At 35.2% G+C, this 12,726-nt stretch carries 10 protein-coding genes; all 10 read left to right on the forward strand.

Annotated features, from left to right (window positions below):
• Positions 1-8: 8 nt before the first annotated feature.
• The 10 genes from CLOLE_RS06535 to CLOLE_RS06580 all read left to right on the forward strand — a co-directional run bounded on the left by CLOLE_RS06535 (position 9) and on the right by CLOLE_RS06580 (position 12,718).
• Positions 9-1,187 carry a DUF58 domain-containing protein gene (locus CLOLE_RS06535; RefSeq protein WP_013656291.1) on the forward strand — a complete coding sequence of 393 codons (1,179 nt, stop codon included), beginning with the start codon at positions 9-11 and terminating at the stop codon, positions 1,185-1,187.
• A complete protein-coding gene (locus tag CLOLE_RS06540; protein ID WP_013656292.1) occupies positions 1,188-3,641 on the forward strand; it encodes a DUF4129 domain-containing transglutaminase family protein in 2,454 nt (817 codons plus the stop codon).
• A gap of 256 nt (positions 3,642-3,897) precedes the next feature.
• Positions 3,898-5,625 carry an indolepyruvate ferredoxin oxidoreductase subunit alpha gene (gene iorA, locus CLOLE_RS06545; protein WP_013656293.1) on the forward strand — a complete coding sequence of 576 codons (1,728 nt, stop codon included), beginning with the start codon at positions 3,898-3,900 and terminating at the stop codon, positions 5,623-5,625.
• 1 nt (position 5,626) lies between these two features.
• A complete protein-coding gene (locus CLOLE_RS06550; protein ID WP_013656294.1) occupies positions 5,627-6,208 on the forward strand; it encodes an indolepyruvate oxidoreductase subunit beta in 582 nt (193 codons plus the stop codon).
• Positions 6,209-6,355: 147 nt separating this feature from the next.
• Positions 6,356-7,591 carry a serine hydroxymethyltransferase gene (gene glyA / locus CLOLE_RS06555; protein ID WP_013656295.1) on the forward strand — a complete coding sequence of 412 codons (1,236 nt, stop codon included), beginning with the start codon at positions 6,356-6,358 and terminating at the stop codon, positions 7,589-7,591.
• 170 nt (positions 7,592-7,761) lie between these two features.
• Positions 7,762-8,169 carry a hypothetical protein gene (locus tag CLOLE_RS06560; protein ID WP_013656296.1) on the forward strand — a complete coding sequence of 136 codons (408 nt, stop codon included), beginning with the start codon at positions 7,762-7,764 and terminating at the stop codon, positions 8,167-8,169.
• Between the two features lie 197 nt (positions 8,170-8,366).
• A complete protein-coding gene (gene fusA / locus CLOLE_RS06565; protein ID WP_013656297.1) occupies positions 8,367-10,430 on the forward strand; it encodes an elongation factor G in 2,064 nt (687 codons plus the stop codon).
• A 346-nt stretch (positions 10,431-10,776) separates the two neighbouring features.
• Positions 10,777-11,148 carry a GntR family transcriptional regulator gene (locus tag CLOLE_RS06570; RefSeq protein WP_013656298.1) on the forward strand — a complete coding sequence of 124 codons (372 nt, stop codon included), beginning with the start codon at positions 10,777-10,779 and terminating at the stop codon, positions 11,146-11,148.
• Positions 11,148-12,029 carry an ABC transporter ATP-binding protein gene (locus tag CLOLE_RS06575; protein WP_013656299.1) on the forward strand — a complete coding sequence of 294 codons (882 nt, stop codon included), beginning with the start codon at positions 11,148-11,150 and terminating at the stop codon, positions 12,027-12,029. Before CLOLE_RS06570 ends, CLOLE_RS06575 begins: the two co-directional genes overlap by 1 nt.
• Positions 12,029-12,718, forward strand: coding sequence for a hypothetical protein (locus CLOLE_RS06580; protein WP_013656300.1), 690 nt, complete (start codon positions 12,029-12,031; stop codon positions 12,716-12,718). Before CLOLE_RS06575 ends, CLOLE_RS06580 begins: the two co-directional genes overlap by 1 nt.
• Positions 12,719-12,726: the final 8 nt, after the last annotated feature.

Raw genomic sequence — 12,726 nt, forward strand, 5'->3', positions numbered from 1 at the left:
AGTTTATCATGTGGATTAGTCGAATCATGGTGATATTAAGCATAATAGCCAGTTGTACCTTCGCCAGTTTTTTTGGTGGTAATTTAGCTTATGGTCTATTTTATTTTTCCTTAGCCGTTCCAGTAGTGGCTTTAATTTATGTGCTTTATGTTTATATGCATTTTAAAATCTATCAAAGTGTAGGAACTAAAACAGTTGTTAAAGGAGAGCCTGTCCCTTACTTTTTTCAGCTTTGTAATGAGGATAAAGTGACTTATTACAGTATAAAGGTACACTTTTTTAAAGATAGATCTTATGTTTTAGAGGGAAAGGAAGATACAGAGTACTGCATGCTTCCTGGTGACAAGCAAAGTTTAAGTTCTATGATGGTATGTAATTATCGAGGAGAATATGAAGTAGGGATTGATTCTGTTAAAATTGTGGATTTCTTTGGCTTGTTTCCTATGACCTATCCCTTAGCCTCTAAGTTAAAGCTAACTGTATTACCGAGAGTGATTACTATAAATGACTCAAAGCTTATTGCAGTAAACCAGGATGCCAAGCAAAGTTTGTATCCTTTAAAAAAGCAAGAAGAGGAATTAACAGCAGAAGCTAGAAAATATACTTATGGTGATACAAAGAAAATGATTCATTGGAAGTTAAGTGCTAAAAAACAAGAGCTGATGAGTAGAACAAGGGTCGCTATTCCTGAAAGTGGTGTTTTATTATTTTGGGATTTATCAGAAACCAAGGGGAAAGAGATAGAAGTACTCATCGTCCAAGATCTGATTATCGAAAGTATTTTAGCCCTAGCTCAGTATTGCTTAAAAAAGAAGATACCATGTAGAATCTTTTTTTCTGAAGAAAAAATAAAGTCTCAGAAGATTTATAGCGAAACAGATTTTCAGAGCTTATATGAAAAAAGTAGCAGTGTTATTTTTAATACATCATTTACTTTAGCAGACATGATACAAATGAGTGAAAGAAGTATTTATGAAAATCAGCAGTATATCTTAGTGACTAATACCTTAAGTCAAACACTATATACTTGTTTATTACCAGTTTACTCAAGAGGTAATGAAGTAACTATTATTCTAGTAGAAGCAGTACCAGATGAGGAAACGAAGAAGCTAATGGATCTATTTATAGAGTCTCATTTACAGGTGGTTTGTTTAAGCTTAGGAACTAAGCTAGAGGAGGTGCTATAGATGAAAAGTATGACAAATGAGCAATGGCAGACTTATGAGCATCTTACTAAAACCATTCTGTTAGGGTTAGGTATTTTACTTTTCATCAATACTTATTCGAAACTAAAATTACCCACTATGCTGATAGTAGTGGAAGTGTTTTTTATAGGGCTGATGATTGATCAAATCAATAAGTATAAAAAGTATATACAAACCTATTTATTATTAGGTGCGGCAATAGGGCTTCTTATAGGCGTTCTTGCTTGTTTCCATATTGATGTTATTAAATGTTTCTATGAAAGCTTCCAGTGGCTTGGGCAATATGGAGGGATAGAGGATCGTTATGTATTTTATAAAGCCTTTTGCAGCAGTATTATTTTGAACATAGTAGTTCTTTTACCACTTTACTTGTTACAGAAATCCATAAAATTGCAAAGTGGCCTTAGTGCTATTATTTTAATAGGGATGATTGGTTTAACTATAAAAAAAATAGAGGTAGGTAAAGAGGTTGTCGTTTTGGTGCTAAGTTATATGGCCTGGGTTTTAATACAAGTAGGGAGCCAGTTAAATCAGCGTCAGAATAAACAGTATAGCAAGAAAGCTAGCACTTTTTTAGTACCATTTGCGCTTCTTATAGGCATTGGTTCTATCATAGGGCCAGCCTCTCCAAAACCTATTAGTTGGCAGTTTGTTATTAAGACAGCTCAGCAAGTAGCAGAGAGCATTAATGACCTAGCCGCTTCAATTCAAGGATTTACAAGAGGGGATACAGGTGAGTTTCAAATTAGATTTTCTGATCAAGACAAGATGGAGTTAGGGGGTAAGCTAGAAAATTCAGAAGAAGTCCTTTTAACAGTAGAAGTACTGCCCTTATTAGAAAATACAAGAATAAAACAACTTTATGAAAAATTAGGTTATCAGTTAAAGCAAACCCCTATGCCTAAGAATCCTACTTATTTAAAAGGTAATGTAAGAAATAGCTATACAGGACGTGGATGGGATAGAGAGAAAGTCTATGAAGTAGAAGATGAGCAGGAGTATCAGTTAGAATATAAGGAATTACTGTATTCCTTATATCGTAGTGGAATCAATACAGCCCAAGAACTTTTTCATCCGGCTAGCATCGCCATCAATTTCGAAAAGCTACGTACAAAAAGCTTATTTTATACGAATGCTACCTACGATATGCGCCTTGAAGAAGATGAAAAGCTACCTTCTACCAAAGGGGTAAATATCACTTATAAACGGACCAAGAAAAAAGGTTTTAATTATCATTTTTCTTTTGTGGAAATGAACTTAGGAAGTCAAATATTTAAGGACTATTTAAGGAGCTTAGAAAATTTCCATTATCAAGAGAACCCTATAGAGACGTCTCTAGTGCCAACAGCTTTACCAGAAGATGCTGTCTTTTGGCAAGCTTATCCTCAGCAAGGGATAGCTGGTTTTCTTACAAGTACAAAACTAGAAAAGCAGCTTTATGAAAGAGCAGTGCATATTAAAGAGGATTATACAGTATTACCTAGTCATCTACCTGCTAGAGTATATGAACTAGCACAGAATATCACCAAAGACAGTCCTACTACCTATGACAAATTAGAAGCCATTAAGGCGTACTTAGCCCAATTTACTTATACTAAAATACCAGAGGCAGTCCCTAAAGATGAAGACTTTGTAGATTACTTTTTATTTGAGCAAAAAGAAGGCTATTGTACGTCCTTTGCTACAGCTATGGCAGTACTGGCAAGATGTATGGATATTCCTACGCGTTATGTAGAAGGCATTGTTGTAGATTATAATCAAAGTGTTAACGGTGTTTATCCAGTAACAGAAAGTAAAATGCATGCTTGGGTAGAAGCTTATATAGAAGGATATGGCTGGGTTCCTTTTGACTCAACACCTCAGTTTAATAATTATAGTGCTCAAAACTGGAATGTGACACTAGCTAGTACGGGAGCCGAAGCTAGCACACCAGAAATCAACATGCCAGAGCAATCACCTGCACTTGTGCCACCAGTTATAGAGGAACAAGTAAAAGAAGAAAATCTAGTACCTTGGATTATTTTATGGATCATAGGATTAAGTTTAGTCATCTTGCCCACATTATTTCTGACTTATATAGGAATTGTGGCTTTGCAATATAAGAGGAAGCTTAGGAAGGCCGTAACGAATGAAAAAGCTAAGTTATTACTGAAAGAGATATTGTTTTATTTAGGAAAAAGAGGGTATGAGAAACAAGAAGAGGAATCGATGCTTGAATACGCCAAGCGCATAGACCAAGAATTAAGCGTAAAAGAAGTACTTTTTGAAGAAATGATAACTATTTACTTAAATTATCGCTATGGGCAACATCAGGTGACAGGAGAAGAAATCAAGGGGTTAGAAGCGTATTTAGTTTGTTTGAAGAGAACACTAACAGAGGAGCTAAGTAGGCTAAACTATATACGTTTTAAAATACATTTTTTATTAGTAAAGTAAAGATCAAGCTTAACAGAAGAAGAGAATGAGTAGAGACCGTAAGTAGCCTATGAGCTACAAGGTCTCTACTTTATTGCTTCCAGTAATAGACTTAAAATTATGACATTTGATGCTTTGCTATAAATAACTTGCTAATAAATAATTTAGCATTTATACTAATTAATATTCATAAAAGCTTGAAAAATAAAGAAAATTAGTGCTATCATAGAAATAGTTGCGAAAAACTATCGTTACATCATAAAGAAGGAGGATTTTCATGAAAAAGTTAATGCTTGGAAATGAAGCCATTGCAAGAGGAGCTTATGAAGCTGGAGTAACTGTTGCAGTAGCTTACCCAGGAACACCTAGCACTGAAATTACAGAATTTATAGCTAAATATGATGAGATTTATGCAGAGTGGGCACCTAATGAAAAAGTAGCTCTAGAAGTAGCTATAGGAAGTAGCGTAGCAGGTGCTAGATCTGTTGTAGCTATGAAGCATGTTGGTTTAAATGTTGCAGCAGACCCTTTATTTACTGTCTCTTACACAGGTGTTAATGCAGGACTTGTTTTATTTGTTGCAGATGACCCTGGTATGCATAGCTCACAAAATGAGCAAGATACTAGAATGATAGCAAAGGCAGCCAATGTACCTGTTCTTGAACCTTCTGATAGCGAGGAATGTAAGGTCTTTGTTAAAAAAGCCATGGAAATCAGTGAAGCTTATGATACACCAGTTATTGTAAGGCCTACTACTAGAGTATCTCACTCACAAGGAATTGTAGAAATAGGTGAAAGAGAAGCTGTAGAACTTAAGCCTTATGTGAAAGATATTCGCAAATATGTTATGACACCAGCTAATGCAAGACCTAAGCATATTATGGTGGAAGAACGTAACTTACGCTTAGCAGAAGATGCAGATCAACTTGGCTTATGCCATGTTGAGAAAGCAGATAGTAAAGTGGGTATTATTACAAGTGGTATTTGCTATCAATATGTAAAAGAAGCAGGCCTTACTGCTAATATTTTAAAATTAGATATGGTTAATCCACTGCCTACAGAAGTGATTAAAAATTTTGCTAATGAAGTAGAAGAGTTATACATAGTAGAAGAATTAGAGCCAGTTATTGAAGAACAAGTAAGAGCGCTAGGCTTTAATGCAAAAGGGAAAGAACTTTTTGGCAGACAGGGAGAAATATCTGTTAGGCAAATTAAAGTAGCTTTTGGTTTAGAAGTACCAACTGTAAGAGCAGCAGAAAAATTACCTGTAAGACCGCCAGTACTTTGTCCTGGATGTCCACATAGAGGTGTTTATACGATTCTTAATAAATTAAATCTCATAGTAACAGGAGATATCGGCTGCTATACTTTAGGTTCAGCACCTCCTCATGGGGCCATGGATACTTGTGTATGTATGGGGGCAAGTATTGGTATGGCTCATGGTATGGAAAAAGCAAGAGGTAGGGAATTTAGCAAGAATGTTGTAGCGATTATTGGAGATTCTACTTTTATGCACTCTGGTCTTACTGGACTTGTGGACATTGTGTACAATAAAGGTGTTTCTACAGTCATTATTGCAGACAACTCTATTACAGGCATGACAGGCCATCAACACAATCCTGCAACAGGTCGAACCCTAAAAAATGAAATGACTTATGCAGTAGATATTCCTGCATTATGCAAAGCAATAGGCGTACCCAATGTAGTAACTGTTGATGCTTATGATATGAAAGCTGTGGAAAAAGCTTTAAAAGAGGAAACAGCCAAAGAAGAACCCTCTGTTATTATTACAAAAGCACCTTGTAAATTAATTATTAAAGAAAAATGGGCCAACTTTGATATTAATGATGAGACTTGCATTAAATGTGGCATGTGTTTAAAATTAGGTTGTCCAGCTATTTGCAAAGGTGAAGAAGGCATAAGTATTAATACAGCACTTTGTGCAGGTTGTGGCTTATGTGCTTCGGTTTGCCCAAAACAAGCGATTAGCAAGGAGGTAAAATAATATGACAAAGAATATACTCATTGTTGGTGTAGGTGGTCAAGGAACACTTTTAACAGGTCGTATTATTGGGAACCATGCTATGACTAAAGGTCTTGATGTTAAAATGTCAGAGGTACATGGTATGGCACAACGTGGTGGTAGCGTCGTGATGCAAGTGAAATATGGTAAGAAAGTCTATTCACCACTTGTAGAAGTAGGCGAAGCAGATATTATCTTTGCTTTTGAAAAGTTAGAAGCACTTCGTTATTTACCTTATTTAAAAGAAAATGGGGTAATCATTGTTAACACCCAAGAAATTGATCCAATGCCGGTCGTTATGGGAGCTGATAAGTACCCAGAAAACATTTTAGAGACTTTAAAAGCAGGGTGTAAAGATCACTGTTTTATTGATGCTTTAACCATTGCAGAAGAAATTGGTAATGTTAAAGTGGTGAATATGATTATGATTGGTGCTTATGCAGCTTATATTGGTGATTCTCTAGAAGAGTGGGAAACAATTGTAGAAAAAACTGTACCAGCTAAAACCATAGAAATGAATAAAGTAGCACTTCGAAAAGGTTATGCTGCGTATATGGAGAAATGAAGAATTAAAAATTAAAAATTAAAAATAAAGAATAAAAGGTGAAGAATAAAAAATAACGAAGAATAAATAATCAGAAGGTGTTTTAATTAACAACTATTCATTATTCATTCTTAATGATTAATTGCCTTCACCATAGGAGGATATTAAATGTACACATTAGATGAATTAAACCTTGTAGACCCAGAGATTAAAGAGCTAATTGAAAAAGAAACTGCTAGACAAAACAACAAAATTGAATTAATTGCTTCAGAGAACTTTGTTTCTAAAGCCGTTATGGCAGCCATGGGAAGTACCTTAACTAACAAATATGCAGAAGGATATCCAGGCAAACGTTACTATGGTGGATGTGAAGTCGTTGACCAGATTGAAGACTTAGCAAGAGACCGTGCTACAGAACTTTTTGGAGCAGAGCACGCTAATGTACAACCTAACTCAGGTTCACAAGCTAACCAAGCTGTTTTCTTTGCAGTTCTAAAACCAGGTGATACGGTAATGGGTATGGACCTTAGTCATGGTGGTCACTTAACTCATGGTAGCCCAGTTAATATGTCAGGAAAACACTACCATATCGTATCTTACGGTGTAGATAAGGAAACTGAAACAATTGACTATGATGTGGTAAGAGAAATTGCCTTAGAACATAAACCTAAAATGATTATTGCTGGTGCTAGTAACTATTCTAGAGTGATAGATTTTGCTAAATTTAGAGAAATTGCAGATGAAGTAGGCGCATACCTTATGGTAGATATGGCTCATATTGCTGGCCTTGTAGCAGCAGGACTTCATCCAAGCCCAGTACCCTATGCACACTTTGTAACAACAACTACTCATAAAACACTTAGAGGACCACGTGGTGGTATGATTCTTTGTAGTAAAGAGTTTGCACCAATGATTGATAAATCTATTTTCCCTGGTATCCAAGGTGGCCCATTAATGCATGTCATTGCAGCTAAAGCTGTAAGCTTTAAAGAAGCGCTTTCTCCAGAGTTTAAAACTTATCAAGCTCAGATTATTAAGAATGCACAAGCACTTGCTAATGCATTAATCGGCAAAGGCCTTCGTATTGTATCAGGTGGTACAGATAATCACGTGATGAGCTTAGATGTAAGGAATATGAATGTAACAGGTAAAGAGGCAGAACATCTTTTAGATGAAATCGGTATTACTTGTAATAAAAATACGATTCCATTTGATCCAGCTTCACCATTTGTTACAAGTGGTGTAAGACTTGGAACAGCAGCTGTTACTACAAGAGGTATGAAAGAAGCTGATATGAAAGAAATTGCAGAGATTATCTACTTAACACTTAAAGATTTTGAAGTAAACAAAGAAGAATGTGCACAAAGAGTAGCTGCATTATTAAATCAATATCCACTATACTAAGAGGTAAAAAGAGTCTTTACTGGTGAAGTGCTAGTAAAGGCTCTTCTTATTTTGGTAAGAAATCACAAAGATTTAAAAGGCCATGTAAATACCCGGTAGGAGTGTTATAATAAGGGTAGCAAGTTGCTTTTGAGAAAGGGGTATATTTTTAGGAGAAGGAGGGGGAAGAAGTGAAAGAAACGCAGCTACTCTACAAAAAATTTCATACTAGAGAGAAATATAAAGATATAGATGAAATTAAAATTTTGACTGCCTTATACCAGTACTCAGTAGATAGCTTAGAAGCTGTTGTTTCACGCATTATCAATGAAGCTGTTCTGGGGCATATGAATCTAAATTTAGACTCTACTATTATGCAAATGCTAGCACTTAATGATTATTTAAGTAGTTTATTTATAAGAAACTTTGAAGCACTTATTTATAACTATTTAATTAATTACTTAGAAAAACAAGGCATAGAAGAAATAGACGAGACGCTAGAAGAAAAGCTTGATGAGCTTGTAAAAAGCGTAGATATGAAAACAAATTTAGAAGAGTTACTAGCAGCACTTGATGAGCTTTGTATGGTTAATCACTAGGTACAACAATAAAGCAGTATTGCCGGAAAATATTGAAATATCAGGCGATATTGCTTTTGCTTTTGTATAAAATGACTATAAAAATAAAAAATATTTTTTGTTTCTAAAATAATAAATAAAAAAGGAATTTTAATACGAGCATAGAAATAATATTAATAAGGAGCAAGTAGTTATCTTATCTTGAAGGAGGTCATTCTATGAAAGCATATGAAACATCATATATTCGTAATATTGCTTTATTAGGACACGGAAGTACAGGTAAAACAACTTTAGCAGAAGCTATGTTGTATGCCGCAGGTATGACATCAAGGTTAGGAAAAGTTGAGTCAGGCAGTACAGTCAGTGATTTTGATCCAGAAGAAATAAAACGTAAGATTTCGATTCGCACCTCTTTAGTACCTATTCTATGGAAAGATTATAAACTCAATTTACTGGATACACCGGGATACTTTGATTTCGTAGGTGGTGTTAAGGAAGCTGTAAGTGTAGCAGATGGCGCGCTTATAGTGATTAAAGCTTCTGCAGGTGTAGAGGTAGGTACAGAAAAGGCATGGGAGATAGCTACAGAAGCAGATATCCCTAAAATGCTATTTATTACTGAAATGGATGCACCTAATGTGAATATTGAAGCCATTCTCACTACTTGTAAGGAGAAATTTGGTACGAGCATTGCACCAGTTCAAGTGCCTTGGTATGAAAAAGGACAGTTTGTAGGCTATGTACATGTTCTTAAAATGTTAGGTCGCCGCTTTGATGGGCAAAAGGTAGTAACTTGCCCAATACCAGACCACTTAGAGGAAGCTATTAAGCCTATACGAACCATGATTCTAGAAGCTGTAGCTGAGACTGACGAAGTACTGATGGAAAAATACTTTGCTGAAGAAGAGTTAACACCTGAAGAAATAGAAAAAGCTTATAAAAAAGGTGTGATGAATAAAGAAATTGTACCAGTCCTTTGTGGCAGCGCTGTTAATGCCACAGGTATATCTGTTTTAATGGATACAATGGTCTCCTTATTTCCAGCACCAAATGAAGCTAAGCCTTCTATAGGTATTCATCAAAAAACAGAAGAAGTAAAAGAAATAGCTTGTTCTAATGATGAAAAAAAATCAATCTTTATCTTCAAAACAATTGTAGACCCCTTTATTGGAAAACTTTCTTTGTTTAAGGTCAAAACGGGTACCATTAAAACTGATGATGCGCTACTCAATGTAAGAGCAGGTGAAGTGGAGCGTTTTAGCCATCTTTATGTACTCTCAGGAAAAGAACAAAAAGAAGTAGCTGCCTTGTATCCAGGGGATATAGGTGCAGTAGCTAAACTCAAAACACCTAGAACAGGTGATACCATGGCAGATAAAGATTTTGCTTACCAATATGAGCCTATGGTATTTCCAAAAGGCTTAGTGAAAAAAGCAATCTTCCCTACAGGTAAAGGGGATGAAGAAAAAATGTCTAGCAGCTTAATGAAGCTTATGGCAGAAGATTATACTTTATCTGTAGAAAATGATAAAGAAACACATGAGACTATCCTATGCGGTATAGGAGAACAACAATTAGATGTGGTTGTGAGTATGTTAAAGAATAAATTTAAAGTAGATGTGTATTTAGCACAACCTACTACGCCTTATAGAGAAACGATTAAAGGTAAGGCTAATGTACGTGGCAAGCACAAGAAACAATCTGGCGGACATGGACAATATGGTGATGTGGTCATGGCGTTTGAACCTTCAGGAGACTTAGAAATGCCTTATGTATTTGAAGAAAAAATATTTGGAGGTTCAGTTCCTAAGCAATACTTCCCCGCTGTAGAAAAAGGTTTAGAAGAGTGTACTTTAAAAGGAGTATTAGCTGGCTATCCAGTAGTAGGGGTTAAAGCTGTTTTATTAGATGGTTCTTACCACCCTGTGGATTCTTCTGAAATGGCCTTTAAGATGGCAACGACCTTAGCTTTCAAGGAAGGTGTAGGAAAGGCAAGTCCTACTTTATTAGAGCCTATTGCCCATGTAGAAATTAAAGTGCCAGATGAATACACAGGCGATATTATGGGAGATATGAAAAAGCGCAGAGGTCATATGATTGGTATGGATCAAAGGGATAGTAAACAGGTTATTATTGCTGAGGTACCTCTAGCAGAGCTTTACACCTATGCTACAGATGTACGATCAATGACACAAGGCAGGGGAGAAGTAGATTATTACTTTGAACGTTATGAAGAAGCACCAGTAGATATTCAGCAAAAGGTCATTGCTGCTAGAGCATAGTAGAAGAGAATAATGGGTTAAATATCAAAGAGCTTCTTGAGTGATAGTTTTCTAACACTCAAGAAGCTCTTTGACGTTTAATAAGTATTTCTAAAAGTAATATGCGTAAATATATTTTTTTGAGTAGTTAAAAAATAATTAAATATAAAATTTAAATAATATTGACAAATTTAAAGAAAGCGATTATAACTTAGTTAAGTGGTTAGTTACTCAACTAACTAACCACTTAACTAAAGGTAAGTGAAACAAAGTTTAAAGATAATTATAAATTAAGGCAAATGAGTAAGGCTGTTAAATGAATGACGTAAATAATTTCAATAAGCAAGTTATAAGGTAGGTGAAATGAGTGAAGTGGATATTAAATGAGGAAGAACCAATTTATATTCAAATAGCTAGAGCCATAGAAGATGAAATTTTACAAGAAGGCTTTTTAGAAGAAGCACAAATCCCCTCTACTAATGAGTTATCCAGGGTTTATCAGATCAATCCAGCTACGGTTTTAAAGGGGATTAATCTATTAGTAGAACGCAATATTTTATATAAGAAAAGAGGGATTGGTATGTTTATTAGTACTGGGGCTGTTAGCGCTATTAAAGAAACTCGGAAAGAGAGCTTCAAGCAAGTTGTTATTACCAATCTCCTTGAAGAAGCGAAAAAGTTAGGGATTAGTAAGAAAGATTTAATAGAGATGATAGAGATGAGTAAGGAGGAATTATGATGGAGGAACTAGCTGTTCAGATAGAGCATTTAAATTATAGCTTTGGCTCACATGAGGTACTAAAAGAGATGAGTTTCAATCTTGAGGCTAATAAGATATATGGCTTATTAGGAAGAAATGGGGCAGGGAAGACTACACTTATTAATCTTCTAGTGAATCAGTTAATTGCTAGAGAGGGAAGTATACAGATTTTTGGAGAAGATCCCAGGAAGAATCCAGCTGTTTTAAAGAAGGTGTGTATTGCTAGAGAAGCAGAATTTTATGCGCCTTATATGAAAGGAAAAGCTATTCTGCAGCTGTATAGTCAGTTTTATGAAGGTTATGATAAACAGTTAGAACAAAAGTTGGTGGCATTTTTTGATATTCCAGTGGATATAGCCTATCGTAAGTATTCTAGAGGAATGAAGTCTTTATTATTTATGATAGTGGCTCTTTGTTCAAAGGCACCTCTCACTATTTTAGATGAACCTACATTAGGAATGGATGCTCCTAATAGAGAACAATTTTATAAAATTTTATTAGATGAATATGTAAAAGAGCCACGTACTTTTATTATTTCTACTCACCTCATTAATGAGATAGAAAATTTATTAGAAGAAGTAATTATTATTGATCAAGGAGAAAGGCTTCTCCAAGAAGAAGTAGAAAGCCTAAAGTCAAAAGCCATTTATTTATCTGGAAATAAAGAAGAATTAGAACGTTTAACAGCTTTGAAAATGGCAAAGCCTAAAGAAAGCTTTGGTAAGAGCGCAACCTATGCTTATATTGGTGAACTTGATGAGCTAGATCAAAAGCTGATTCAATCTACTCATATAGAAATATCACCTATGAGTATTCAGCAGATTTTTGTAGAACTTACAAAGGGGAAGGAGTATGAATAATGAGTGATTATAAAACTACTCTTGGATTCCTTCAAAAAGGTATAACTAAGATGATATTAAAGAGTATGTGGCTAATGGTTATGTTAGATGGCATAGAGTTTTTAGTTAAGTGGCAAATCTTCAAGGAAAATCAGCAAAGCGGCGTGGTGCTTTCGTTTTATACGGGACATATAGTTTTTTTGCTACTTGTATTAGGAGGAATAGGGGTTCTATTAAGTGGCCATCAGTTTGGCGGATACATAAGTATTTTGGCAAATCGCAAAAGGTGCCTGCAAGGGATAATAAGTTATAGCCTCATAGTCAGCTGCATAGGAACCTTATTGATGAGGGGTTTTACATTTATACTGACAGAAAGTATAGGTAGGTTAAGTCAACTTCCTTATAGGAGTTTTCAAAGTTGGAGTTTGTTAGAGGATTTATTTTTGAGTTTACTAAGCATAAGTGTAGGACTCCTAATAGGTGCTCTTTTTTATAGGTTACATAGGAGAAGCTTTGTATTAGGTTTATGTGTATTAGCTTTTATAGGGATTAAGGTATTTGAGAGGTATCAGCTTTCACCTTGGTATGAAAGAATGAATGGCTTTTCACCTATTCTAGTAGGAAGCATAGCTATACCTGTATTTATAGGTCTCACTGTGGTCCTGCTTTACAAAGCACCTATTAAAGCCTATGCCCATAATTGGTTATAAAGGAGGTA

Origin of the sequence: Cellulosilyticum lentocellum DSM 5427, assembly GCF_000178835.2 — a bacterium.
GTDB classification, from domain to species: domain Bacteria; phylum Bacillota; class Clostridia; order Lachnospirales; family Cellulosilyticaceae; genus Cellulosilyticum; species Cellulosilyticum lentocellum.